Genomic DNA, 25,120 nt, shown 5'->3' with positions numbered 1-25,120 from the left:
GGCCTGTCCGAGCACGACCGCAGCACCGCACCACCCGAGACATCGTCCATAGCGACACGACGCCGCCTGCTCGCAGGGCCGGTGTCGACCAGGAGAGCCGACAGTGAGCAAGGGCAAGCGCACTTTCCAGCCGAACAACCGCCGTCGGGCGCGCAAGCACGGTTTCCGGCTGCGTATGCGCACCCGCGCGGGCCGCGCGATCCTCGCTGCGCGTCGCAGCAAGGGACGCGACAAGCTCTCCGCCTGATCAGGTAGCGGAGTGCTGCCGGCCGGGGCCCGGCTCACCCGTCGGGACGAGTTCGCCACGACGATGCGGCGTGGTCGCCGTAGCGGTCGTTCGCATCTCGTCGTCCATCTCGACGTGGCGGGTTCGGATGTACCCCGGGCCGGATTCGTCGTCAGCAAGGCCGTCGGCAACGCGGTGGTGCGCCACCGCGTGACCCGGCGGCTTCGCCATGTCGTGGCCCCCCGGCTCGCCACGCTGCCCGCCGGGGCACGCCTCGTCGTCCGCGCTCTTCCGCCCTCGGCCACGGCGTCGTCGGCGGAGCTGGCCGGCGACCTCGACGGCGCGCTCCGCACCGCGCTGCGCCGCCTCTCCCCGGCGGCCGCGCAATGACCGACCCGGCTTCCGATCCCGCCGACGACCCCGCGGTGGGGTCGACCGAGGACGCGGCCACCGACGAGGCGCCCCGCCCGTCGCCCGTGGCACGCGTGATGATCGGTGTCCTCCGCTTCTACAAGCGCTGGATCTCTCCGGCGTTCCCGCCCGTGTGCCGGTTCTACCCGTCCTGCAGCGCCTACGGGATCGAGGCTCTCCAGGTCCACGGTGTGCTCCGCGGGAGTTATCTGACGGTTCGTCGACTTCTGCGCTGCGGACCGTGGCACCCTGGCGGTCTGGACCCGGTGCCGCCGCGCCGCCCATCACGCCACGACGACGACCGACGCCCGGCCGAGGACGCGGACGCCCGTCGCGGCGCCGACCACGGTGAGAACCACGAGGAGCAAGCCCGGTGCTGAACTTCATCTACTACCCGGTCTCGGCCATCCTGTGGTTCTGGCACAAAGCATTCAGCTTCGTCTTCTCACCCACCAGCGGTGTCGCCTGGGCACTCTCGGTCGTCTTCCTGGTCTTCACGCTCCGCGCGATCCTGTACAAGCCGTTCGTCGGCCAGGTGCGGTCGATGCGCAAGATGCAGGAGTTCCAGCCGGAGATCCAGAAGCTCCGCAAGAAGTACGCGAACGACAAGCAGAAGATGACGCAGGAGATGCAGCGCCTGCAGAGCGAGCAGGGTGTCAACCCGCTCGGCGGCTGCCTCCCCATCCTCATCCAGGTGCCGGTGTTCATCGGCCTGTTCCACGTGCTGCGCGAGTTCAAGCCGGGGAAGACCGAGAACTACATCTTCAACGCTGCCGACGTGCAGTCGTTCGTCGAGTCGGACCTGTTCGGCGCCAAGCTCGGCGCCTCGATCGTCCCCATCCAGGGCGCCCCCAGTCTGGCCGAGCTCGGTACGACCGTCGGCCAGATGCTCATCGTCATGATCCCTCTGATGATCATGGCCGGTATCTTCACGCACATCACGGCACGGCACTCGGTCGCCCGGCAGACGGAGGCCCAGGCGGCCAGCCCGCAGTCGGCGATCATGAACAAGCTGATGCTGTACGTCTTCCCGATCGGCGTCGTCGTCGGCGCGCCGTTCCTGCCGCTCGCGGTCCTCATGTACTGGGTCGCGAACAACCTGTGGACCCTTGCCCAGCAGCGGATCGTCTACAAGAAGATCGACGCCGAAGAGGCCGAGAAGCAGGAACAGGCGACCACCAACAGGCAGGCGCTCGCGCCCAAGCCCGGTCAGAAGCCCAACCGCAACGGCGCCGCCGCGAAGAACGAGACCGGCGAGTCCGACGTCGACCTGACCAAGGACGCCGACCCCACCAAGGCCTCCGGCGACGACACGCCCGCTCCCCCGGCCAAGAAGCCCGGCGCCAAGCCGGTCAAGCCGTCCTCCGGCCAGCCTCGCGGGGGGTCCAACGGATCACCCAACGCGCGCAACGGAAGGACCACCAGCGGAGGCTCACGGCCCTCCGCGGCTCGTAAGGGTAAAAAGCGCCGCTGACCGAAAGCCACGAGCCGGGCCCGTCGGGGTCCGGCGCCGGAGGTCCGGACCCAGCTCCCCCGCTGCGGTTCCGGCCGCCCGGATCGTCAGGAAGGGAGACCCACCGTGCCGAAGACCGCCGAGGACGGTTCTGCCGACACCACCGCCGCCGACACCACCGCCGCCGGTACCACCACCACCGACGCCCCCAAGCCGGCGACCGCCGAGGAACAGCTGATCCGCGAGGGCGACATCGCGGGCGACTACCTCGAGCGCCTGCTCGACCTGCTCGACTACGACGGCGACATCGACCTCGACGTGGAGGCCGGCCGGGCCATCGTCAGCATCGACGGCGGCGAGGACCTCGAGAAGCTCGTCGGCGACAGGGGTGCGGTCCTGGAGTCGTTGCAGGAGCTCACCCGGCTCGCGGTCCAGCAGGCCTCCGGGAACCGCAGCCGGCTGATGCTCGACATCGCCCAGTGGCGGCAGGGCCGCCGCGACGAGCTCACCGAGCTCGGCAAGCGCACCGCGAAGGACGTCCTCGACTCGGGGCAGCCGGTCAAGTTGCGGCCGATGACGCCGTTCGAGCGCAAGGTCGTGCACGACGCCGTCTCCAAGATCAAGGGCGTCAACAGCGAGAGCGAGGGCGAGGAGCCCCGTCGCCAGGTCGTCGTCTTCCGCAGTGGCGGCTGACGTCCCCGCGCACGGCGACGTCGCGCCCGTCGCCTCACCGCCGCCGGTGGCCGCCGAGATCTTCGGCGAACAGCTGCCGGCGGCGGTGCGCTATGCGGAGCACCTGGCGACCACCGGCGTGGAGCGCGGTCTCATCGGTCCACGAGAGACCGAGCGGCTGTGGGAACGGCACATCCTGAACTGTGCGGTCGTGAAGGAAGTGGTCCCGGAAGGGGCACGAGTCGTCGACCTGGGTTCGGGCGCGGGCCTGCCCGGGATACCGTTGGCGCTGGCACGTCCGGACCTGCACGTCGTCCTCGTGGAACCGCTGGCCCGACGGGTCGACTGGCTCGACGAGGTCGTCGAGGACCTGGACCTGCCGATCCAGGTGCAGCGCGGACGGGCCGAGGAGACCGAGGTCCGACGGCGATGGGAGGGGGCAGACGTGGTCACCGCACGCGCCGTCGCCCCGCTCGCACGCCTGGCCGGATGGGCCCTGCCCCTGCTGCGGCGAGGTGGCAGGCTGGTCGCCGTCAAGGGCGCGTCCGCCGAGCAGGAGGTCGCGCGCGACGCGGTCGCCGTCCGCAAGGCCGGTGGCGGTGACGCGACCGTCGTCCGGTGTGGCGAAGGGCTCGTGGAGGTGCCGAGCACCGTCGTGCTCGTCGAACGGGCCACGGCGCCGCGTGCCGGGCGTCCGGACCGGAGGAGGGGGCATCGATCGTGACCGAGGCCGACGTTTCACGTGGAACATCGGGCGGTCCGGCGCCGAGTCCGGGATGGACGCCGATCGCCGAGGAGGCGGAACGGGCTGCGCGGATGCGGCACCCCGACCGCTACGCCATGCCCCGCCCGGCCCATCGCCGCGTGATGACCGTCGCCAACCAGAAGGGTGGCGTCGGCAAGACCACGAGCACCGTCAATCTCGCGGCAGCCCTTGCGCTGCACGGGATCCGCGTCCTCGTCGTCGACCTCGACCCCCAGGGCAACGCCAGCACCGCACTCGGTGTCGACCACCGCGCCGGCACCCCGTCGGTCTACGAGGCGCTCCTCGGTGAGATCGGCCTGCTCGATGCCGCCGTCCCCAGCACGGCGTCTCCCGACCTGCTCTGTGTACCCGCGACGATCGACCTCGCCGGCGCCGAGATCGAACTCGTCAGCATGGTGGCCCGCGAACAGCGCCTCAAGCAGGCCCTCAGCCCCGACGTCCTCGACCAGCTCGACGTCGACTACGTCCTCATCGACTGCCCACCGTCGCTCGGCCTGCTGACGGTCAACGCGCTCGTCGCGGCCGCCGAGGTGCTCATCCCGATCCAGTGCGAGTACTACGCCCTCGAAGGGCTGGGGCAGTTGCTGAGCAACATCGACCTCGTCCGGTCGCACCTCAACACCAGCCTGCACGTCTCCACGATCCTGCTCACCATGTACGACGGGCGCACCAAGCTCGCCGATCAGGTGACATCCGAGGTCAGGCAGCACTTCGGCGGCGTGGTCCTGCGTACCGTCATCCCCCGCAGTGTGAAGGTGTCCGAGGCGCCCGGCTACAGCCAGACCGTCCTCGCCTACGACCCCGGCTCCCGGGGCTCCATGTCGTACGTCGACGCGGCCCGGGAGATCGCGGTCCGCGGCGCGGCGATGGGCACCGACGGCGCGGCAGGCGTCGAGACGAACGGGCGGTAAAGCATGGCCGAGCGCAAGGGTGGCCTGGGCCGCGGCCTCGCCGCCCTCATCCCGACCGGCCCTCCCGCGGGCCCGCTCGACCCGGCTCCCTCCGCGACGCAGCCGGTCCCCGACTCGTGGGGCAGCGGCGCATCCGCGGCAGCGTCGGTCGGTGCCGACGAGCCTGGTCCCGTCGCCGGCGCGCTCTACCGCGAGATCGACATCGACGCGATCCAGCCCAACCCCAAGCAGCCCCGGACCGCCTTCGACGAGGAGCACCTCGCCGAGCTCGAACACTCCATCCGCGAGTTCGGACTGCTGCAACCCGTCGTCGTCCGGGACGCCGGTGGTGGCCGCTACCAGCTGATCATGGGCGAACGACGCTGGCGTGCCGCCCAGCGCGCAGGCCTGCACCGCATCCCGGCCATCGTGCGCAGCACCGCCGACGACGCCATGCTCCGCGACGCTCTCCTGGAAAACATCCACCGCGTCCAGCTCAACCCGCTCGAAGAAGCGGCCGCCTACGAACAGCTGCTCGTCGAGTTCGGTGTCACCCACGCCGAGCTCGCCGACCGCATCGGCCGCAGCCGTCCTGTCGTCACCAACATGATCCGGCTCCTCCGCCTCCCCCTCGCCGTGCAGCGCCGCGTCGCCGCCGGCGTCCTCTCCGCGGGCCACGCTCGCGCCCTCCTCGGCCTCGACGACGCCGGACGTCAGGAAGAGCTTGCGACGCGCATCGTCGCCGAAGGCATGTCGGTCCGGGCTACCGAGGAGGCCGTACTCCTCGCGCGCAGCGAGAAGCCTGCCCCGGCCCGCGCCTCCCGGCGCAAGCCGATTCACGCGCCCGGAGCCGAGCGTCTCGCGGAGAGCCTGTCCGACCGCTTCGACACCCGCGTCCGTGTCGAACTCGGACAGCGGAAGGGGCGGATCGTCGTCGAGTTCGGATCCGTCGAGGACCTCGAGCGGATCGCGGAGCTCATGAACAGCCCGAAACAGCGTCGCAGGACCGATTTTCAGGTCGGCGACGGGCCTTCCGGGGACCCTCGGTGATCGACAGAGGGTTGTCGGATTATCGGAACCGATCGGCTTGATCGTGCGATACCGAACGATGGTGGTTCCGCGGAGTCGTTGACGGCCACGGCGGCCCACGCTGCCGGAGTCGCACGCACGTGGCGACGTCGTCGACATCGGGCATCGGACCCTCGCGATGCCCGGCAGCGACCACCGACGCCTCACACCGAGCCCGACGCGCCGTAGCCCGGACATCGACCCGCCCCGTCCCCACTCGGTCGGCCTCGTCGACGGCCCCGGCCAACCCGACTCCCGGCGCCGTGAGCACCAGATCGATCGTCGACCACGGTGAGCGCCCCGACGAGCGTCGGAGCGCCGAGGTGCCACCGGCGCCGTCCGGAAGCGGGGTCCGAGGTGTCGGACCGCAGCGCGACCCGGGCCGCGCTCGGATGAGCGCGGGCCGAGTCGAGGTCGCGGGCGTCCGACTGGCCGCGATGACGATGCGCTGTCGCCACGGTGTGCCGGCCCCGTGGGGCCGATCTGCGCTCCCGTCGGCCGGGCCGACGGCAGGCGGTGCCGTAGGTGGTCGAGCGACGACGTCGAGCCGCGACGCAGGTGTGCGCCGCCCGGCTGCGGGTGTGCGGCCGGCGCGACGCGTGACAACACCGCCGGCGAAGAAGAGCGCATCGCGTCGACTCTCGACGACGTCTGCCCGGCTCCGCCGTGCCGAGCAACCGGGGTGTGGTCGGACGCTGCCCAGGGATTGCGGATGGCAGACCCGTCGGCTGTCGGCGGTGCATGGCTCGTCCGAGGCGAGCCGGCTGGATCGAGATCAGCGGACCGCGACCGGTCCCGTCGGCCGGCGGCCCCGTTTCCGGGACCGGGTGGGGCGGCGCTCGACCGAGGGCGCCGCCGTCGTCGCGGCCCGCAACGGACCGGCGGATCGCCTGCGCGGGTCGAATGCGGCACCGGCGCGGTGTCCGAGGCGGGGGTGAGCGGGACGAAGCGCGGTCGAGACGCTCGGCTCCGGCTGTGCCGTGGGGCGCCGACCGAGTCGTACGCCGCGGAGGCGTGCCCTCGTCCTCGCCTCGATGCACCAGGCCCGTCGCGGGCGGCGCCTTCCGGGTGCACGCGAGGGCAGTATCGGCGGCTTATGTCGCGGCCCGCCGCCTCCCGGCTGGGGCGCGGTGGGCGTGGCCGGCGGTGTGGGCGCCTGCAGCTCATCCCTCAAGGGCGCACATCGGTGAGCAACGTGCACCTCGGCGACCGGAGCGCTCCGCGTGAACGAGTCATGGTGCACCGCTCCGACACCCGTGGAGACGCTCACATCGCACGCGTTCGATGCCGCCTGACCCCGCGTGACCGACTCGGGCTGTACAGACAGACTCACCTCTCCGCGCCACCGGGTTCGCGGGCACGACCGACGGCCGCCTTTGTGACAACACGGCACGACGTTTCACGTGAAACCGGACCACGCATCTGCCCACCACCGCCGGCCGAGCGCCGCCATCGCGGTGACACACCGCCTCACCCCGTGGTCCAGACGTGCGGCCCCAGCAGGATGCCCGCTCCCCTCCCGGCGTTCAACAGAACGTCCCGGAGTGGGCAGGAGGACCCCGTAGAGGTGCCTGCTGGGCGACCGAGGCTCCCGGCGGAACGACCACCCGCCGGTGCGGTCTGCGCTGCCGCTGGTGACGACACGTGCGTTCCACGGCGCTGGTCGCTCGCTGTACCGGGTCGGCCCTCGGGCATCGAGCTCGGCCCGGGCAGTCGATCCGGGTGCGGTAGCCCTTGAGGTGCGGGAGCACGCGGGTCCGGGCGCGGCCGCCGCCCCGGGACAGTCGGATGCCGATGAAGTCGGAGATGTCGGTGGCCGAACACGGTCACCCGGCGGTGTCGGCGTCCCCACGGCGGGCCGGGATCGTCCGTCGGACGGGATGGATGCGGCGGGCTCGACGGAGTTCAGCGGAGGGCGTGGGAGCGTCATCAGGGGTGCCCGCCGAGCTGGGCGATTGGTGCGGGTGGACATCACGAGCACGGGTGCGGATCGGGTCAGTGTGGCGAGTACCGCGGGTGTCGTCGTCCCGACTCGTACGCGCCCGCCGAGCGTTTCACGTGAAACACGCACGATCGGAGTGGCAGCGGAGGACCACGAGCCCCGTCCCAGGTCGCTTCGTCGAAGCGTTGTGTCGTGGGCTGGGGCTCGTCGTCGCGCTGGCGCTGCTGCGGTTTCCGATGGATCGAGCACCTGCTGGCGTCTCGGCGGCCACGCTCCCGTTGGGACGGCGGTGGACTCGGCCGGGGCACGACGGTATGTGGCCTCCCCCCCGAGCGGACGGATGGGACGCAGGCGTTGACCTGTCCCGCCCCGCACCGAGAAGTCGGCTCGGGCCGGCTCTCGCGGGACGGCATTGGTCCCGGCGCGGGTCGGCGGTGGTGCACGGCTCCGCCGGGCGACCGACCGGACGCGACGTAGGGCTCCAGCGTGCCCACCCCGCCGCGAATCGGCGCCGGACGGCCCACCGGCGAGGGCCCTCAGCTCACACCCTGCACGAGTGAGCTGGCAGCCGGGAGAAGGTCTGCGTCATCCGCGGGGAACCAACGACGAGCGCGGCGGCCGGGTCGCGCGACGGACTCCCGCCCACACGCAGTGTGGGTGACGACCGTGGCGGATCGGGCGGTCCTCCCCCGGCATCGCCCGGGGCCGACCGTCGTTCTGAGCTGGTGTCGGGGACGGCCGATCGGGGGACGCAGGCGGGGTGGTCGCCTCGGCGGGCATGTGTCCCCCGCACCCGGTGACTGTTCGAAAGCTGTGTCGACCCAGGCGTGGGAGCTCCCGTCGGAGCTGACCCGGCCGGGCCGGCTCATCGGCCCGAGGGAGGTGACCGACTGTGGGCCGGCGCCGGCCGCATCCCCCGCAACACGGCCGGTGCCGACCACCAGGCCGGTTCCAGCGACGCGGGCGGAGTGAGCGTGACTCGGAAGAGCGGCGGGGTTCGTCGCCTTGGACCGATGTCCCTGGAGGACGGCCGCGTGCGGTGGCCCGACTCGCGGCGGTCGGAATCCGGAAACCACAGGACAGCGGACCGCGGACGGGCGACCCGACGCCGGAGGCCGTGTGGGCGCAGGCTCTCAGCGGACGAGGCGATCCAGTCGGGCGCCGAGCACCGGGACATCCACTCCGCGCGTGACGGTCATGATTCACGTGAAACATGGGCGGCCCGCCGCCGCGCACAGCGAGGCCGCGGTGGTCATGTGACGTGACGCCGCCGAGGTCGCCTCCCTCAAGGGCGGGCGGCGAGGTCGGCTCCACGGCAGCGGCAGCGGCAGCTGCGGCGCAGGCGACGGTAGGCCTCACGTTGGCGTCGACTCCCCCGTGCCCGCGCGGGGCGCCACTCAGCGGCGCCCCACGGCGCCCGTCGGTCGGGGCGGGCGCCGCGCCGCGTTCGCGGACCGGCGGCATGAATGCCACACTTCGCAGACCCGGCCTGGCCGCCATCGCCCTGCCCACCGCCGGCGGGCCACCGTCGACCTGACGGTAGGCGTTGACACCCGACGCCGACGACCACCGCACCCAGCCGGCAGGTGTCGGCCGCGAAGAGCGCGGCGAAGGTCCGAAGGTCGGCGGCGATCCCGGCGCCGCCCCCCGAGTCGGTGCCCGCGATCGTCAGCACCCGCGGCGGCGGCCCGTCGCGGTGGACCGACGTCCCGAGGACGACGGCGCGGCGCCCGACTGAGGCGTGTCCGGGCCTACTGCCGGTGTGCCGCGGCTGTCCGTCAGTTGTGGGACGCGTCTGCCCGTACACCCGGGAGGCAGCGGATCGGGTCGATGTCCAGAGGGCGGGCGACCTGACACGGTCCGAGCGGGGCCTCTGCGGTCCGGACGTGGTTCGGCGGGACACGCTCGGTGGGCGCTGCCCCCGCCCGCCACTGCCCCGGGCTCGAGATCCCGGTACGGCCGGCTCGGAAGTGGCACGGCTCGGAACCGGCTGGGCCCCGGAACCGGCTGGCCCCGGAACCGGCTGGCCCCGGAACCGGCTGGCCCCGGAACCGGCTGGCCCCGGAACCGGCTGGGCCCCGGAACCGGCTGGCCCCGGAACCGGCTGGCCCCGGAACCGGCTGGCCCCGGAACCGGCTGGCCCCGGAACCGGCCGGCCTCAGCGCTCGTGAGCCCCGGAACCGGCGCAGTTCGGAATCGGTATGGCTGGGACCCGCGTGGGATCGGCCAGCCGGCCGTGTTTCACGTGGAACAGCGGCGGGACCCTCAGGCGCGGTCGACCACGCGTTCCACGAGGGAGGCGAAGAGGTCGCCGAGGTCGAGTCCGGCGGCGGTGGCTGCGGTGGGCAGCAGAGAGGTGTCGGTGAGCCCGGGCGAGACGTTGAGCTCGAGGATCTGGACGTTCCCGTCGCGGTCGACGATGGCATCGGTGCGGGAGAGGTCGCGAAGTCCGAGGAGCTGGTGGGCGGCGAGGGCGACGTCCTGGACCCGGGTCAGGAGCTCGGGGTCGAGCGGTGCCGGGCAGTGGAAGGTGGTGTTCCCGGGGGTGTAGCGGGCGGAGTAGTCGTAGACCCCGCCGAGGGGCTCGATGCCGACGGGCGGCAGGACGCGGGGCTCGTCGTCGATCTCGACGACGGAGACGGCGACCTCGGTGCCGTCGATGAAGCGTTCGGCGAGGACGGTGTCGCAATAGGCGAGGCAGCTGACCATGGCGGAGGGCAGGTCCTCGATCGTGGTGACGACCTGGGCGCCGAGAGCGGAGCCGCCCTGGTCGGGTTTGAGCATGAGGGGCAGCCCGAGGCGGTCCAGCATGGAGTCGAGGACGGCGCGGGCGCCGAGTGCGCGGAACGTGGCGTGCGGGAGGGCGACCCAGTCGGGGGTGTCGAGTCCGGCCCGCCGGAGTTCGGACTTGGCGGTGGGCTTGTCCCAGACGCGGCGGCAGGCGGGCGCGGGGGTGCCGACGAAGGGGACGTCGAGGAGTTCGAGCACGGCCTGGACGGCGCCGTTCTCCCCTTCCCCACCGTGCAGGGCGATGACGACGGCGTCGGGTCGTTCGGTGCGGAGGCGTTCGACGAGGTGGGCGTCGACGTCCCATTCGAAGACACTGACCCCGGAGGAGCGCAGCGCACCGGCGACCCGGCGACCGGACCGCAGCGACACCTCTCGCTCGTGGGAGAGCCCGCCGGCGAGCACCGCCACGGTCCGGTCCGTCACGTCAGCTCCTGGTCGTTCCGGTGAAGAGGTACGAGCCCACGTTTCACGTGAAACACGTCAGGCGGTGTCCGGCGACGGGGCGTCGTGTCCGGACCGCAGGCGCGGGGTGCGCGCCGGCACGCCGAAGGTTCTCATGACGTCGAGCTCGGCACCGAGGACACCCGCGAGCCGGCGGACGCCCTCCTCGATGCGCTCGGGCGTCGGGTAGCAGTAGGAGAGCCGGAGTTGGCGGCTGCCGAATCCGTCGGCGTAGAAGCCGGTTCCGGAGGCGTAGGCGACGCGGGCGGTGACGGCGCGGGGCAGCATCGCCTTCGTGTCGACGCCCTCGGGCACGGTGAGCCAGACGTAGAAGCCGCCGTCCGGGACGTTCCAGCTGCACCCGGGCGGCAGGTGGGCATCGAGGGCGGCGAGCATCGCGTCGCGCCGCTCCCGGTAGGCCTCGGTGAACGACTTGACCTGGCTGCGCCAGTCGTGTGTCTGCAGGTAGCGGGACACGATCATCTGGTTGAAGGTCGGCGGGCACAGGGTTGCCGACTCGGCAGCGAGCACCATGCGGTCACGGACGGCCGGCGGGGCGAGCGCCCAGCCGACGCGGAGGCCGGAGGCGAAGGTCTTGGAGAACGAGCCGAGGTAGACGACGTCGCGGTCGAAGGAGCGCAGCGCCGGGTAGATGGTGCCGGAGAACCCGAGCAGGCCGTACGGGTTGTCCTCGACGACGGCGACGCCGGCGGAGGCGCAGATCTCCAGGATCTCGGTGCGGCGCTCGACGGCGAGGGTGACGCCGGCGGGGTTGTGGAAGTTCGGGATCGTGTACAGGAACTTGGGCGTGATGCCTTGGCGCGCAAGGGATTCGAGAGCATCCCGGAGGTTCTGCGGCACCAGGCCGTGCGCGTCCATGGCGACGTGGACGACGCGCGCCTGGTAGGCGGCGAAGGAGCCGAGAGCCCCGACGTAGGAGGGGCCTTCGGCGAGGACGACGTCCCCGGGGTCGCAGTAGATGCGGGTGATGAGGTCGAGCGCCATCTGGGAGCCGACGGTCACGACGACGTCGTCGGGGTCGGCCTCGATGCCCTCGAGCCGCATGACCTCGCAGATCTGCTCGCGCAGTGCGGGTGTGCCCTGCGCGGAGCCGTACTGCAGGGCGGTCTGGCCTTCGCTCGCGACCAACCGGCCGACCTCGGCGGCGAGCGTGTCGAGTGGGAGGGCGGCGAGGTTGGGCATTCCACCGGCGAGGGAGACGACCTCGGGTCGGCTGGCGACGGCGAACAGGGCCCGAATCTCGGAGGCGGTCATACCGGCGGTGCGCCGGGCGAAGCGTCCGGTGGGGGTTGCCGCTGCCGCTGCTGCCGCCGTGCCGATGTCGTACGGATCGGGCACGGTGGGCGGCGGAACCGGCACCTGGGGCCTCCCCTTCAGCAGGTCGAGCGGGGCGAACGGACCGTCCGAGTGTAACCGGGACGGGGGAACCTCCTGCCCTTCGGCGAGCCGGGAGGCCCGGTCGCAGCACATCTGCTGTCCAAGGGCTCTGGATCGATCTAACATCGACGGGGCCCGGCCCTGTGCGTGATCCGCAGCCGGACGCGCACGCGAGAGCGTCTTCAGCAGCCGGAGGTTGCCTTGTCCTGGCACGTCGCCAGCATCACTCTGGACAATCTGGACGAACTCCCCAAGCGCTGCCGTACGTGCGTGTTCTGGGAGCTGTCCGAGCACCTCGGCAAGCAGGCGCAGGACTTCGGCTCCACGGAGTTCGAGAAGGAGGCCTGGGTCTCGGGCGTCCTGCTCGAGTGGGGTTCGTGCGGCAAGATCGTGCACATGCAGGGCGCGCCCGCCGGCTACGTCATGTACGCGCCGCCGTCGGCGGTGCCTCGCGCGGCCGAGATGCCCACGGGCCCGGTGAGTGCCGACGCGGTCCTGCTCACGACGATGCAGGTGCTGCCGGAGTTCGCCGGGGAAGGCTTGGGGCGCATGCTCGCGCAGGCCGTCGTGAAGGACCTCACCCGTCGTGGTGTGAAGGCGGTCGAGGTGTTCGGCGACGCGCGTCCGGGAACCGAGCCCAGCTGCGTCATCCCGGCGGAGTTCCTGAGGGGCGTCGGGTTCAAGACGATCCGTCCGCACCCGCGCTGGCCGCGGCTGCGGATGGAGCTGCGTGCAGCGATGACGTGGAAGGAAGACGTCGAGGCCGCGCTGGAGCAGATCCTCGGGACCGTGACGATCCCGCTGCAGTCGGCGCCGCCGATCGAACGTCAGGTCATCCCGGCCCGCTGACCGGTGGCGGGCGGCGCGTCTCCGCGCGCCGGCAGGTTCAGATCGCCGTGGCCTCGTTGCGCGCGATCTCGTGCGCGAGGACGTCGGAGAAGGTGAACGTGCCCGTCGGGTGGTCGTCCTGGCCCAGCAGGTACAGCCGCTTGACGGCCACGAGGATGCCTTCGGCCACCACGTCGCGGAAGTCGGCGTCGAGCAGCTTGCGGCGGTCGCCCATGTTGGTCAGGTAGCCGACCTCGACGCGCACGGTCGGCATCCTGGTGAGCCGCAGGAGCTCCCAGGTGCGGCCCTGGCTCCCGCAGTCGAGCATGGACGTGCGGCTGAGCAGCTCACGCTGGATGAGCCCGGCGAGTGCCTCCCCCACCGTGGAGGTGGCGCCGGAGCCGCTGCCGAAGTGGAAGGTCGCGAGGCCCTGTGCGTGCATGCTCGGGTTCGCGTCGGTGTGCAGCGACAGGACGAGGTCGGCGCCGGCGGTGTTGGCGAACGCGGCGCGTTCGGCCTCGGGCGGGCAGGTGTCCTCGCGTCGGGTGAGCATCGCCTCCATGCCCGTGGCCGACATCCGGCCGACGAGCCGGCGCGCCAGGTCCCACATCAGGTCGGCCTCGGCGACCCCGCTGCTGACGACGCCGCGGTCGGTCCCGCCGTGGCCCGGGTCGACGACGATGCGCTTGCCGCGCATACGGGGCCCGGCGCGGCGCAGGAGCTCCTGCTCGCGCAGCAGGCCGGGGCGGCCGCCGGTGACCTTGCGGCCGAGCTGGCGTAGCGCGCGCAGCGTCTGGGGGCCGCACACACCGTCGGAGGCGAGGCCGTAGTCGCGCTGGAAGGCCCTGAGGCCACGCTCGGTGAGGTCGTCGAACACCCCGCCGGGGCGGCCGACGTCGTATCCCAGCTCCAGCAGGCGCTCCTGCAGGGTGACGACGTCGTCGCCGCTCATGGGCGCGGAGACCAGCAGGGCGAGCATCCGGTCGCCGAGCTTCCAGCCGGCCTCGCGCAGCGCGCGGTAGGTGGCGGGGCCGACGATCCCGTCGGTGATGAGCCCGCGGCGCTGCTGGAAGGCGCGCACGGCGTGCTCGACATCGGCGTCGAAGGTGAACTCCGCGGGCGAGCCCGGAGGAGGTGTCTGCCGCCCGGTGGGAAGCCCCAGGCGCGTGAGCATCCCCCGGATCTCGGCGACCGCCGGACCGCTGTCTCCGCGGCGGAGCAAATGCATGCACCCTCGCTCGATCGTCGTCAGTCCGCCGCCGTCGGCGTGCGGCCGCGGCCCATTCTGCCCTGCGACTCCCCGACCGGGGGACAGCGGGGCGTGCCCGGGCGTGTCCTCGTCGTGACCTGCGGTGCCGGAGCGGTGACTCGGTGAACGCAGAAACGGCCGGCTCCCAGCGGGAACCGGCCGGTCCGTTGCCGAACGGTCGTTCGTGTCTCAGCCGAGGTAGTCGGCGAGGTCGGAGAGCAGTGCGGCCTTGGGGCGGGCGCCGACGATGGTCTTCACCGGCTTGCCGTCCTTGAACAGGATCATGGTCGGGATCGACATGACCTGGTAGGCGGCGGCGGTCTTCGAGTTGACGTCGATGTCGAGCTTGGCGACGGTCAGCTTGTCGGAGTGCTCGCCCGCGATCTCGTCGAGGACGGGGGCGACCATCTTGCACGGCCCGCACCAGGTCGCCCAGAAGTCGACGAGGACGGTCTTGTCGCTGTTGAGGACGTCCGCCTCGAACGAGGCGTCGGTGACGTCCACGGTGTTGTTGCCCATCGTGTTCTGCCCTTCGCGGTGATGATCGGTGGGAGGAGCGGGGTCAGTGCGCCGCGGCCGCGGCTTCCGGAGCGGCGGCGCCGTAGCCGCCGCCGGCCAGCTCGGCCGGGACCGGGGTGTCGGCGAGCCAGCGCTCGGCGTCGATCGCGGCGGAACAGCCCGAGCCGGCGGCGGTGATGGCCTGCCGGTAGGTGTGGTCGACGAGGTCGCCACAGGCGAACACGCCCTCGATGGTGGTGCGCGTCGACGGCGACTCGACCTTCACGTATCCGGCGTCGTCGACGTCGACGAGCTCGCGCACGAGGCCGCTGCGCGGATCGTGGCCGATCGCGACGAACATGCCGGTGACGTCGAGCGTCGACTCCTCACCGGTGACGGTGTCGCGCAGCCGCAGGTGCGAGACCGATCCGTCGCCGTCGACCCGGGTGACCTCGGAGTTGAGCTTCCACTTGATCTTCGGGTCGTTCTGGGCCCGCTCGAGCATGATCCGCGACGCCCTGAACTCCTCGCGGCGGTGGATGATCGTCACCGACCGGGCGAAGCGGGTGAGGAAGGTGGCTTCTTCCATCGCGGAGTCGCCGCCGCCGATGACGGCGATGTCCTGCTCGCGGAAGAAGAACCCGTCACAGGTGGCACAGGCCGACACGCCGCGGCCGAGCAGCTCCTGCTCACCGGGGATGTTGAGGTAGCGGGCGGCCGCGCCCATCGCGAGGACGACGGCGCGCGCCTTGAACGTCTGCCCGTGGGCGGTGACGGTCTTGACCGGTCCGTCGAGGTCGACGGAGTCGACGTCCTCGGAGCGCAGCTCCGCACCGAAGCGCTTGGCCTGGTTGCGCATCTGCTCCATGAGCTCGGGGCCCATGATCCCGTCGGTGAAGCCGGGGTAGTTCTCGACCTCGGTGGTGGTCATCAGCGCGCCGCCGAACTGGGAACCCTCGAACACCAGCGGGTTGAGCTGGGCCCGCGCTGCGTAGACCGCGGCCGTGTAGCCGGCCGGGCCCGACCCGATGATGATCAGTTCCCGGACGTCGTCGGTGGTCACCGCGGCGGTCCCTCCTCAGGTTGGTCGAGCGGGGCGGGGAGCTCCGCACCCGCTGTCCTCAACATGAGTCTAGGAGCGGGCATTCCCAGGTCCGCCGCCGGTCAGGGGCGATACCGGTCACCGGCCGACGGTGCGGTCGGCGAGGACCCGGGTGCACCCGTTGTCGACGACGAGCAGGCGGTATGTGCCGATCGCCCCGGTCGGCAGGACGAGTAGGACGCCGGGGGCGTCGCCGACCGCGACGTCGCGGGTCGCGAGAGCGGTGGCGGGCGCGACGCCGACGGCGACGAGGCAGGCGGCCTGACGGGCGGGGTCGGCGAGGGGGCCCGGGTGGGGCGTGCCGGCGAGGGCGTGGCGGGCGGGTTCGGACCCCGCAGTGGACGGGCCTGTCGCGGGCCGGCCGAGGAGGACCCCGGCGACGGCTGCCGCCCCGAGCGCCGCGACCAGGGCGGCCCTGGCCCGGCGGCCCGCTCGTGGGGAGCCGCGGTGGGCACGAGGGCCCGGGAGCACGGTGCGGCGACCGAGGGTGCGGTGGGGCGGGTGACCGGTGTCGGGTGGATCGCCGGCGGGCCCCGCCGTGTGCGGCGCCGCCTCGGCGGGCGGCGGCAGCGCGTGGGTCGCCGGGCGCTCCCCGGCCTGGACGGGTCGGGCGGCCGGGACGTCGTCGGGGTCGGTGGGCCCGGCCGCGCGGCGGAGCGCGTCGGCGGCCGAGAGGATGCGGGCCCGCAGGTCGTCGGGCATCGTCGGGCCGTCGGGCAGCGGTGGCCCGCCGCCGGTTCCGAACGGCCCGGTTCCGGACGGCGCGGTTCCGGACGGCCCGTGGTCGGGCTGCGCGGTTCCGGACGGCCCGCGGTCGGGCTGGGCGGAACCCGGGACCGCGGCGTCGGGGCGCGGGAGCGAGCGGGTCGCCGCGAGCGCGGCGAGGTCCCGGCGGGTCGCGTCGAGCGCGGCGAGGACGTGGGCGGCGCGGGGGTCGAGGGCAGCGCCGCACCGTGGACAGGTGCAGTCCTCCCCTGCGCAGGCCGGACCGTCCCAGAGCGCGGCGAGGTGGAGGCGGTCGGTCATCGGTACTCCTCGCGCAGGTGGCCCAGAAGTTCGGCGAGCCGCAGCCGGCCGCGGGCGCAGCGGCTCTTCACGGTCCCGGCGGGGATGTCGAGGAGGCGGGCCGCGTCGGCGACGGGGTGGCCCTGCACGTCGACGAGCTCGATCACGGTCCGTTGTTCGTCGGGCAGCATCGCCAGCGCCGCGACGACGTCGATGCGGGTGGTGGCGGTGTGGGACGGGTCGGGACGCCGGTCGGCGACGTCGTGCTCGGGCCAGGGCTCGGCGCGGCGGCGGTGGTCGCGTCGGATCCGGTCGATGCAGACGTTGACGAGGATGCGGTGCAGCCAGGTGCTCAGCGCGGCGTCGCCACGATATCCGTCAAGTCGACGAAAAGCGGTGAGCAGGGCTTCCTGGACCGCGTCGCGGGCATCGTCAGCGTTGCGCAACACCTGGAGGGCCACGGCCCACAGCCGGTCGCCGTGGCGTCGGACGAGCTCCTCGAACGCCTGCGGGTCGCCCACGCGGTGAGCCGCGACGAGCGCCGCGTCGTCGAGGGCCGGTGCGGACACGCCGCCACGCTACGAAGGCGGCGGGCTCCCCCGCGGCGGTTCACGGGGAACCGTCGACACCTGTGAACGGATCAGACGCCGGCGCGCTGGAACGTGACCTCGTTGATCTCGGTCATGTTCTGCCCGTCGGCCCTGCCGAGCTTGGTGATCCAGATCAGGACGTGCTGCACGGGCTGGCTCTGGGACAGCGAGACCGGCGTGATCCCCGAGGTGAGGGTGGCGTCGGCGATCGGGACCGTGTCGGCGAAGTCGGAGTCGGCCGACGGTGCCGACCGGATCTGGACGACGGTGCCGTCGCTGGGTGAGTCGACCGTCAGGCTGGACAGCTGAACGGCCGAGGCGAACGACACCATGATCCCGACGCCGGGCTTGAGCGCCGGGAACTGCTGGCGGTAGGCGTAGGTGCGCCAGCTGGTCTGGGGGTTGCCGTCGATGACGCGGGAGATGCGGCCGGAGTTGTCGGGGTCGTCGGTGGTGTCGTAGACCTCGACGCCGGCCGCGGCGACGGCGCTGGTCGCGGCCTGCGGCTGCGGCGGCCCGCCGCCCGCGACGGCGCCACCGGTGGCGGCGGGCGCGTTGACGACGATCTTCGGTGCCCCGCCGGAGTCGCCGAACACGGAGCCGAGGACGAGACCGAGGTAGCCGAGCACGACGACCACGCCGACGGCGAGTACGCCGAGGCCGATCATCAGCTTGCGACGGCGGTCGTGGTCGGCGGGGGGCCTGCGCCGCGACGAGTCCTGCCAGACGTCGCCGGGATCGGGGGGCAGGCCGTCGTGCACGGGTGGGAACAGAGCGTTCTTGTCGTCCTCCGAGACGATCTCGGCGAGCATCCGGTGGACGGCGGCGGCGGTGCGGACCCGCTGGGTGGAGCCGCCGTCGCCGTCGCGGGCGAGGGCGCCGAGGACGACGGCGTCGAGCGCGACGGGGACGCCGGGGCGAACCTCCGACGGCGGGACGACACGACCCTCGGGGCCGCCGCTGACCCTGCGGTCGGCGGCGGGCATGCCGGCGCGTGCGGCGTCGGCGTGCGAGAGCGGCCACCGGCCGGTGAGCAGCGCGTAGAGCACGGCGCCGAGGCCGCGGACGTCGTCGTCGGGTGTGACGTCGGGGCGGGCGAGGACGAAGGTGAGCTGGGCGCGCCCGTCGGTGCTGATCCGGACCCGCTGGGGGTGGTCGCAGCCGAGGACCAGGCCGTGCCGGTGCGCGGCGGCGGCGGCCTCGGCGAGGGGCTCGACCATCCGGGCGGCGGCGAGGGGCCGGATCATGCCGTCGGCGAGGACGTCGGCGAGTCCGCGGCCGCCGCACCATTCGCTGACGGCGGCGCCGAGCACGTCGGGCGGCAGCAGGGCCCCTCCGGGGGCGAGGACGTCGAGCAGCCGGGCGGCACCGGGGTGTTCGAAGCTGCCGGTCCGCAGGGCGCGGACGATCATCTCACCGGCGCGGGCGGTGCCTTCGGGGTCGTCGGAGTCGGGGTCGGCGGCGAGCCGGCGCAGGAGGGTGACGGCGACGTCGCGGCGCAGGACGGTGTCCTCGGCGGTCCAGAACTCGGCGCCGGCCGCGGGCTCGGAGCCGAGTTTGGCGCGCAGCCGGTAGCGGCCTGCGAGGGTGCTGCCTGCGTCGGTGACCGAGTCGTCGGCAACGGGATCGGCTGCGCCATGTCCGGTCGCGTCGACCGGGGCCGATGCGACCTCGTCGGAAGGGCTGCTCGGTTGTGCGGGGACGGTCGCGGTCACGGTGCGCGTGGACGCGGGCTGCCCCTGTCTCTGCCCGCTCACCAGCGACGCCTCCCCCCACCGGCCGCGGCTTCACGCCCGGTCACATTCCCCCGGCGGCCAGCCTACGACAGGGTGGCCGCCTGCGGGGAGCAGCAGGACCGGGCGCGTCGGGTGCGATTTGCCACCGCGGCCGCGGGCTCCGGGTGGATCTCCTCATTCCGTCCTCATGGGGACGGTGGGTCCGGTTCCCGCAGGTTCGGGCGACGACGGCCACCGCTCGCCCGGCGCCGGCGGCCCGCCCGGCCCGGGGTGGGGTCCGTCGCCGGGTCCGCCGGCGGGGTCGTCCGGACGTCCCGGGTGGTCCCGGGCGCGGCGCACGATCCGGCGGATCACGAGCAGCACGAGCAGGGCTCCGGCGATCACCGTCAGCCACACCGTGACGGTGCCGTAGGCGGTGGAGCGGACCTGCAGCCGTGTCGGCGGCCCGAGGTCGTCGCCGCGCGGGGTCTGGACGATCGCGTCGACGGCGAACTGCCCGGCCCGCACGACCTGCGCGCTGACCCGGACCTGGATGCGCCCCAGCGGCGGGATCCGCTGGTCCGGGATGGGTGCGACCTGCAGGCCCGCGGTGCTGGCGATGACGATGCGCACGTCGAGGGCCACCGGCAGGCCGTTGGACACCGTCATGAGCAGCGGGGCGTCCGAGGTGCCGAGGGAGTAGGGGCCGGGCGGCTCGAGGACGCGGACCGTGCCGCGCAGCTCGTCGAGGCGGGCGGCCGCGAGGTCGGCGGACCGGGCGGCGAGTGCGGGCCGGCCGCGCCACGCGGCGGAGACGGGCCGCAGCGTCGCGCGGCGCAGCGGGACGAACACGTCGTCGGGGGTGACGTCGGCATCGGGGTCGGCGACGGCGGCGGTGGCGATGGCGTCGATCTCGCCGACGAGTGCCCGGGTCCGGGCGACGAGGGCGGTGGGGATCTCGGCGGCGCCCGCGCCGATCGGGTACAGAAGCGAGGCCGGGCGGGTCGTCGCGCCGCTGGTGGTGAGGGTGCGGGGGGTGAGCAGGCCGCGGTCGGCCATCAGCGAGACGGCCGACAGCAGCGCATCGGCGCCGGTTCCCTCGGCACCCCAGAGGTGCGGTGGGGCGAGCAGGATCGGTGTCGGCGTGCCCTGTCCCGACGACGAGGTGGCCCGGAACGCCAGGGCGCCGATGAGGTCCTGTGTCGAGAGCGGGGTGGCGACGGCCGCCGGTGAGCTGGTGACGGGGGCGCCCGGCGCGGCGGGTGCGTCGGCGGGGGCGGCGGCGGAGGTGAGCAGGTCGTCGGCGAGGACGGCGCCGGGGCCGGCCTCGAGGGTGACGACGCCGGTGCGGCCGGCCTGGGTGACGGCAGCGGAGGACAGGATCAGTCCGCCGACGTGTTCTCCTCCGGCGAGGACGGAGAGTGTCTCGTCGTCGATGACGCCGTCGGCGGGCCAGAGCGGGGAGTTCTGCAGCGGGGTGTCGAGGATGTCGCCCGCGACCTCGCGACCTGCCTCGACGGACCGGATCGCGGCGTCCTCGGCGCCCCCTCTCGTCAGTGCGACGAGATCGGCGTCGGCGAACGGCAGGGCGATGACGCACCCGCCGCGCAGCGCCGCGGTGACGCCGGCGAGCCAGGTGCGGGCGTCCTCGGCGCCCGCACCGGGGGTGACGGTGCCGTCGGCGGCGCGGACCTGGTAGCCCTCGGCCATCGCCTGCGCGGTCTGCAGCAGGTCGGGATCGACGGCGACGCACATCCCCGCGCGCAGCGTCGAGCCGACGGGGGCCCGCTGGGCCAGCGCCCCGACGAGCCCGTTGAGCCGCCCGCCCGCGGCGAACGAGCGGGCGAGGTCGTCGTCGGTCAGCGTCGTGGTCTCGCCCGGGACCCCCGGCAGCCGGTGCGGGACGTCGACGAGCGGGTAGAGCATCGTGAACGGCCGCGCGATGCCGGTGGACGTGCCGCCGACGTCCTCGGAGAGCGTGCCGTCGACCACCGCGGCGGGCAGCGACAGGACGGGCAGCAGCAGGCGGGTGGCCGCGAGCCGGGCCCGGGGCTGGCCGTCGGGCTCGCCGTTGACGTTGACGAGCAGCGGGTAGGTACCGGGGGTGTCGATGCCCAGTCCGGTGCCGCTGGTCGCCCGCAGCGGTGCGTCGAAGCGGACGGACATGCTCGCGCCCGGCTCCAGCGTGCCGGGCACGTCGACGAACGACGGCGCGACGGCGTCGGTGCCGGCACGGCCCCCGAGTGCGGCCTCGACGTCGGAGTCGGTGCGCAGCGGGTCACCGCGCTGCAGCCGGACGGCGAGCCCGGACACGGGCAGGGAACCGGTGTTGGTGACGGTTCCCGTCACTGTGACGACAGCTGGTCCGTCGGACGTCACGACCCGGGGTGTGAGCTGGTCGAGCGTGAGCCGCAACGTGGCGGCCGGGGCGTCACCGGGGGCCGCGGTCGCCGACCCGGCGAAGGGGCCGGCCAGCAGGAGCAACGCGATCGCGACCAGGGCCGCGACCGGCCTCACGCCGACTCCTCCAGCAACTGCGTGGCCCGGCGGATCAGCCGCCGCTCGTCGGCGTAGGCCAGACGCGACTCGAGCTCGTCGAGCGGCACCCACGCCACCTCGGACACCTCGACGTCCAGATCCGACAGCTCACCACCGAGTGCGCGCATGAGGAAGTGGTGCACGGTCTTGTGCACACGCCGGTCCTCGGCGACGAACCAGAAGTCGATGGTGCCCAGGGGTGCGACCACCCGCCCGATGATGCCGGTCTCCTCCTCGACCTCGCGCACCGCCGCCTGCTCGGCCGTCTCACCAGCCTCGATGTGCCCTTTCGGCAGCGACCACAGCAACCGGCCCCGGCGGTCGAGCCGCCCGATGATGGCCGCGACGTTCAGCGCGTGGTCGACGACCAGACCACCCGCGGAAGTCTCGTCGACCGTGCGCAACCGGCGCCTGCGCTCCGGGGGACGGCCCGCGCGGCGCCCTCCTGAGCGACCGCGCGAGGTGGACATGGCCCGATGGTAACGAGCGGGGGCAGGTCCGGCCCGCTTCTCGACGTCGCGCGGCGGGCCGGAACTCGAACGCGAGGCCGGAGAGGCATTGCCTAGACTGGCCCGCCGTGTCTTCCCCGTTGTTGATCCCCGGCTCGTCGACGTCCACCTCCACGGTGAGTGCCGACGCGATCTCCGGCGCCCACGCCCGGCCGGGTGACGCCTCGGACGACGTGGCCCTGCGTCGAGCCCAGGAGAATGCCCTCGTGGAAATGCTCGCCATCCCCCCGGTCGCCGACGAGCTCGGTGAGCGGTTCCGAGCGGCGGGCCACCGGCTCTACCTGGTGGGTGGCAGCGTCCGGGACGCGCTGCTCGGCCGAGGCGGCGCCGCCGACGGCGACCTCGACTTCACGACGGACGCGCGCCCCGAACAGATCCAGGCGTTGCTGGCCGGCTGGGCCGACACCGTCTGGGACACCGGGATCGAGTTCGGCACCCTCGGCGCCCGTCGGGGCGACCACGTCCTGGAGATCACGACGTTCCGCGCCGACGCCTACGACCGCGTCGGCCGCAACCCCGTCGTCCGGTTCGGGGACTCGATCGACGCCGACCTGGTCCGTCGCGACTTCACGGTCAACGCGATGGCCGTCGAGGTGCACGCCCCCACCGGGGAGCGCCGCTTCGTCGACCCGCACGGCGGCCTCGCCGCGCTGGCGGCCGGGACCCTCGACACACCCGCGACCCCGCAGGAGTCGTTCGCCGACGACCCGCTGCGGATGCTGCGCTGCGCCCGGTTCGTATCGCAGCTGGGGTTCGCCCCGGCGCCGCGCGTCGTCGAGGCGATGACGGCGATGGCGGGCGAGCTCACCCGCATCACCAAGGAGCGCGTGCAGGCCGAGTTCTCCAAGCTGGTGCTGGGCGCGCACCCGCGGCGGGCGATCGAGCTGATGGTCGACACCGGGCTGGCCGAGCACGTCGTCCCCGAGGTCCCGGCCATGCGGCTCGCGATCGACGAGCACATGCAGCACAAGGACGTCTACACGCACTCGCTCGTCGTGCTGGAGCAGGCGATCGAGCGCGAGCAGGGCGGGCCCGACCTGGTCCTGCGGCTCGCCGCGCTGCTGCACGACGTCGGCAAGCCCGACACCCGCCGCAAGGAGTCCGACGGCCGGGTCAGCTTCCACCACCACGAGGTCGTCGGCGCCAAGATGGTGCGCAAGCGGCTGCGCGAACTGCGCTACCCGAAGGTCGTCGTCGACGAGGTGGCGCAGCTGGTGTTCCTGCACCTGCGGTTCCACGGCTACGGCAACGGCGAGTGGACCGACTCGGCGGTGCGCCGCTACGTCACCGACGCCGGTCCCCTGCTGGAGCGGCTGCACAAGCTCGTCCGATCCGACAGCACCACCCGCAACCGGCGCCGGGCCGCAGCGCTGCAGCGCAGCTACGACTCCCTCGAGGACCGGATCACGGCGCTGCGCGCCCAGGAGGAGCTCGACTCGATCCGTCCCGACCTCGACGGGAACGCGATCATGGAGCTGCTCGGGCTGCCGCCGGGACCGCTCGTCGGCAAGGCGTACAAGTACCTGCTGGCGCTGCGCATGGAGCGGGGCCCGCTGGACCACGACGAGGCCGTCGCGGCGCTGCGGGCGTGGGCCGTGGAGAACGGCGTCTGACTCAGGCCCCCGGGGTGGCGCGGCGGCGCAGCAGCACCTCGTGCGCCGCGAACCCGAGGACGTAGACGACGGCCGCGGCCCCCAGCAGCGCCGGGGCGCGGCCGTCGGGCGGGCTGAGCAGCGCGGCGGCGGTGATGGCGAGGACGTAGCTGATGTTGAACAGCGCGTCGTAGAGGGCGAAGACGCGGCCGCGGACCTCGTCGCCGACCTCGCCCTGCACGGCGGCGTCGGTGCACAGCTTCACGACCTGACCCGTCGCCGCCAGCGCGAACGCCGCCGCGAGGACCGCGGGCATCGACAGGAACACGGCCAGCGCGATCTGGGCGGCCATCGACAACCCGAGCGTGATCCGGACCGTCGTCGCCCGGCCGAGCCGGTGCACCAGCCACGGCGTCAGCAACGCGGCGATGCCCAGGCCGATCGCCGCCAGCACGACCGCCTCGCCCACGCCGGTCATGCCCGCACGGAGCACTCCGGAGTCGGTGAACGCGTAGCGGAACAGCAGCAGCGACACCAGCGTGCCGACGCCGAACGCCAGCCGGTGCGCCATCAGCGCCGCGAACGACGCCGCGACCGTCGGGGTGGACGCGACGGCACGCACCCCGTCGGTCATGCCGTGCAGCACCACCCGGGTCGCCGACGACTCGGCCGCAGGCGTCGCGGGCGCCGTCCCCTCCTCGGGTGCCACGCGGTCGGGTCCGAGTGAGCCGCGGGCGAACCGCGTCGCCAGCAGGGCCGCGAGGAGCGGGCCGAACATCGCGGTCGTGGTGACGATCGCCGAGCCGGCATCGCCGGAGCCGATGACGGCGCGCAGCCCGATCGCGGTGGCCCCGCCGATCGCGGCGGTCGCCGCACCCAGGGTGGCCGCGATCGTGTTGGCCTCCACGAGGTGCCGGGGTTCGACGACGTGCGGCAGCCCGGCCGAGAGCCCCGACAGGACGAACCGGCTCGCGCCGGCGACGGCCAGCGCCGCCAGGTACAGCGGCACCCCGTCGACACCGGTGCCGACCAGAACCGCGACGACGGCGACGAGGAGAGCGCGCACCATGTTGGCGACGACGAGCACCCGCCGCCGGTCCCACCGGTCGAGCAGCGCCCCGGTGAACGGCCCGATGATCGAGTACGGCAGCAGGATCACGGCGAGACCGGCGGCCACGGCGAGGGGGTCGGCCTGCCGTTCGGGGTTGAACAGCACGGCCCCGCCGAGCGCGGCCTGGAACATGCCGTCGCCGAACTGGGCGGTGAACCGGACGCCGAGCAGCCTGCGGAATCCGGAGGTGCTCAGGAGCCGGGTGAGCCCGGCCTTCTCCCGCTTCGCCGGAGTGGTGGTGTCCCCCGTCGTGGGGGCGGGGGACGAGGACACGACCGGAAGGCTACTGCCCCGGTGGGGGTGCGACGATGGTGCCGTGAGGGACC

At 73.2% G+C, this 25,120-nt stretch carries 21 protein-coding genes; 10 read left to right on the top strand and 11 right to left on the bottom strand.

Annotated elements, in window-relative coordinates:
* Positions 1-103: 103 nt before the first annotated feature.
* The 8 genes from rpmH to AB7F12_RS01945 all read left to right on the top strand — a co-directional run bounded on the left by rpmH (position 104) and on the right by AB7F12_RS01945 (position 5,468).
* Positions 104-247 carry a 50S ribosomal protein L34 gene (rpmH, locus tag AB7F12_RS01980; protein WP_013678662.1) on the top strand — a complete coding sequence of 48 codons (144 nt, stop codon included), beginning with the start codon at positions 104-106 and terminating at the stop codon, positions 245-247.
* A gap of 12 nt (positions 248-259) precedes the next feature.
* Positions 260-616, top strand: coding sequence for a ribonuclease P protein component (gene rnpA / locus AB7F12_RS01975; RefSeq protein ID WP_428501347.1), 357 nt, complete (start codon positions 260-262; stop codon positions 614-616).
* A complete protein-coding gene (gene yidD, locus AB7F12_RS01970) occupies positions 613-1,017 on the top strand; it encodes a membrane protein insertion efficiency factor YidD (protein ID WP_428501346.1) in 405 nt (134 codons plus the stop codon). The genes rnpA and yidD overlap by 4 nt, the downstream gene beginning before the upstream one ends.
* A complete protein-coding gene (yidC, locus tag AB7F12_RS01965; protein WP_428501345.1) occupies positions 1,011-2,111 on the top strand; it encodes a membrane protein insertase YidC in 1,101 nt (366 codons plus the stop codon). Before yidD ends, yidC begins: the two co-directional genes overlap by 7 nt.
* 105 nt (positions 2,112-2,216) lie before the next feature.
* The gene (locus tag AB7F12_RS01960) at positions 2,217-2,783 is read left to right on the top strand and encodes a protein jag (protein WP_428501344.1); all 567 of its coding nucleotides are present in this window, start codon (positions 2,217-2,219) and stop codon (positions 2,781-2,783) included.
* Complete coding sequence (gene rsmG / locus AB7F12_RS01955) at positions 2,773-3,486, top strand: 16S rRNA (guanine(527)-N(7))-methyltransferase RsmG (protein WP_428501343.1); 714 nt, start codon at positions 2,773-2,775, stop codon at positions 3,484-3,486. The genes AB7F12_RS01960 and rsmG overlap by 11 nt, the downstream gene beginning before the upstream one ends.
* A gap of 92 nt (positions 3,487-3,578) precedes the next feature.
* Positions 3,579-4,439 (top strand): ParA family protein, encoded by an 861-nt coding sequence (locus tag AB7F12_RS01950; RefSeq protein ID WP_428501342.1) that lies wholly within the window; start codon positions 3,579-3,581, stop codon positions 4,437-4,439.
* A gap of 3 nt (positions 4,440-4,442) precedes the next feature.
* Entirely contained in the window at positions 4,443-5,468 is a 1,026-nt protein-coding gene (locus AB7F12_RS01945) for a ParB/RepB/Spo0J family partition protein (protein ID WP_428501341.1), read from the top strand.
* Between the two features lie 4,225 nt (positions 5,469-9,693).
* On the opposite strand, the gene AB7F12_RS01940 is transcribed toward AB7F12_RS01945, so the two are convergent.
* Positions 9,694-10,641 carry a D-alanine--D-alanine ligase family protein gene (locus AB7F12_RS01940; RefSeq protein ID WP_428501340.1) on the bottom strand — a complete coding sequence of 316 codons (948 nt, stop codon included), beginning with the start codon at positions 10,639-10,641 and terminating at the stop codon, positions 9,694-9,696.
* 57 nt (positions 10,642-10,698) lie between these two features.
* Complete coding sequence (locus AB7F12_RS01935; protein ID WP_428501349.1) at positions 10,699-12,060, bottom strand: PLP-dependent aminotransferase family protein; 1,362 nt, start codon at positions 12,058-12,060, stop codon at positions 10,699-10,701.
* Positions 12,061-12,258: 198 nt separating this feature from the next.
* Between AB7F12_RS01935 and AB7F12_RS01930 the strand changes: the two genes are divergently transcribed.
* A complete protein-coding gene (locus tag AB7F12_RS01930; RefSeq protein ID WP_428501339.1) occupies positions 12,259-12,906 on the top strand; it encodes a GNAT family N-acetyltransferase in 648 nt (215 codons plus the stop codon).
* 37 nt (positions 12,907-12,943) lie between these two features.
* Here AB7F12_RS01930 and AB7F12_RS01925 read toward each other — a convergent pair whose 3' ends face one another.
* From AB7F12_RS01925 to AB7F12_RS01890, 8 genes are all read right to left on the bottom strand, one after another.
* Entirely contained in the window at positions 12,944-14,113 is a 1,170-nt protein-coding gene (locus AB7F12_RS01925; RefSeq protein ID WP_428501338.1) for an N-acetylmuramoyl-L-alanine amidase, read from the bottom strand.
* Between the two features lie 210 nt (positions 14,114-14,323).
* Positions 14,324-14,653: a thioredoxin gene (gene trxA / locus AB7F12_RS01920; RefSeq protein ID WP_428501337.1), complete on the bottom strand. Its 330-nt coding sequence runs from the start codon at positions 14,651-14,653 to the stop codon at positions 14,324-14,326.
* Between the two features lie 43 nt (positions 14,654-14,696).
* Positions 14,697-15,695 (bottom strand): thioredoxin-disulfide reductase, encoded by a 999-nt coding sequence (gene trxB / locus AB7F12_RS01915; RefSeq protein ID WP_428501336.1) that lies wholly within the window; start codon positions 15,693-15,695, stop codon positions 14,697-14,699.
* 117 nt (positions 15,696-15,812) lie between these two features.
* Positions 15,813-16,760 carry a hypothetical protein gene (locus AB7F12_RS01910; protein ID WP_428501335.1) on the bottom strand — a complete coding sequence of 316 codons (948 nt, stop codon included), beginning with the start codon at positions 16,758-16,760 and terminating at the stop codon, positions 15,813-15,815.
* Positions 16,757-17,308 (bottom strand): RNA polymerase sigma factor SigM, encoded by a 552-nt coding sequence (gene sigM / locus AB7F12_RS01905; RefSeq protein ID WP_428501334.1) that lies wholly within the window; start codon positions 17,306-17,308, stop codon positions 16,757-16,759. The genes AB7F12_RS01910 and sigM overlap by 4 nt, the downstream gene beginning before the upstream one ends.
* 71 nt (positions 17,309-17,379) lie before the next feature.
* Positions 17,380-19,086: a protein kinase family protein gene (locus AB7F12_RS01900; RefSeq protein WP_428517017.1), complete on the bottom strand. Its 1,707-nt coding sequence runs from the start codon at positions 19,084-19,086 to the stop codon at positions 17,380-17,382.
* Positions 19,087-19,239: 153 nt separating this feature from the next.
* Entirely contained in the window at positions 19,240-21,561 is a 2,322-nt protein-coding gene (locus tag AB7F12_RS01895) for a DUF6049 family protein (protein WP_428501895.1), read from the bottom strand.
* Complete coding sequence (locus AB7F12_RS01890) at positions 21,558-22,052, bottom strand: NUDIX hydrolase (protein WP_428501896.1); 495 nt, start codon at positions 22,050-22,052, stop codon at positions 21,558-21,560. The genes AB7F12_RS01895 and AB7F12_RS01890 overlap by 4 nt, the downstream gene beginning before the upstream one ends.
* Positions 22,053-22,303: 251 nt before the next feature.
* Between AB7F12_RS01890 and AB7F12_RS01885 the strand changes: the two genes are divergently transcribed.
* Entirely contained in the window at positions 22,304-23,704 is a 1,401-nt protein-coding gene (locus AB7F12_RS01885; RefSeq protein ID WP_428501907.1) for a CCA tRNA nucleotidyltransferase, read from the top strand.
* A gap of 1 nt (position 23,705) precedes the next feature.
* Here AB7F12_RS01885 and AB7F12_RS01880 read toward each other — a convergent pair whose 3' ends face one another.
* Positions 23,706-25,067, bottom strand: a complete 1,362-nt coding sequence (locus AB7F12_RS01880) for an MFS transporter (RefSeq protein WP_428501897.1) — start codon at positions 25,065-25,067, stop codon at positions 23,706-23,708.
* Positions 25,068-25,120 lie beyond the last annotated feature (53 nt).

It is taken from the genome of Pseudonocardia sp. (genome assembly GCF_050250275.1).
GTDB lineage: Bacteria > Actinomycetota > Actinomycetes > Mycobacteriales > Pseudonocardiaceae > Pseudonocardia.
Note: the sequence above shows the minus strand (reverse complement) of the source record. Positions and strands in the feature narration are given on the sequence as shown.

What these genes read in the sequence shown, in the direction of transcription:
- AB7F12_RS01910 (WP_428501335.1), bottom strand. Translation starts at nt 16,760, where the DNA reads ATGACCGACCGCCTCCACCTCGCCGCGCTCTGGGACGGTCCGGCCTGC.
- AB7F12_RS01925 (WP_428501338.1), bottom strand. Translation starts at nt 14,113, where the DNA reads ATGCATTTGCTCCGCCGCGGAGACAGCGGTCCGGCGGTCGCCGAGATC.
- AB7F12_RS01890 (WP_428501896.1), bottom strand. Translation starts at nt 22,052, where the DNA reads ATGTCCACCTCGCGCGGTCGCTCAGGAGGGCGCCGCGCGGGCCGTCCC.
- trxA (WP_428501337.1), bottom strand. Translation starts at nt 14,653, where the DNA reads ATGGGCAACAACACCGTGGACGTCACCGACGCCTCGTTCGAGGCGGAC.
- yidD (WP_428501346.1), top strand. Translation starts at nt 613, where the DNA reads ATGACCGACCCGGCTTCCGATCCCGCCGACGACCCCGCGGTGGGGTCG.
- AB7F12_RS01945 (WP_428501341.1), top strand. Translation starts at nt 4,443, where the DNA reads ATGGCCGAGCGCAAGGGTGGCCTGGGCCGCGGCCTCGCCGCCCTCATC.
- AB7F12_RS01950 (WP_428501342.1), top strand. Translation starts at nt 3,579, where the DNA reads ATGCGGCACCCCGACCGCTACGCCATGCCCCGCCCGGCCCATCGCCGC.
- AB7F12_RS01885 (WP_428501907.1), top strand. Translation starts at nt 22,304, where the DNA reads ATGCTCGCCATCCCCCCGGTCGCCGACGAGCTCGGTGAGCGGTTCCGA.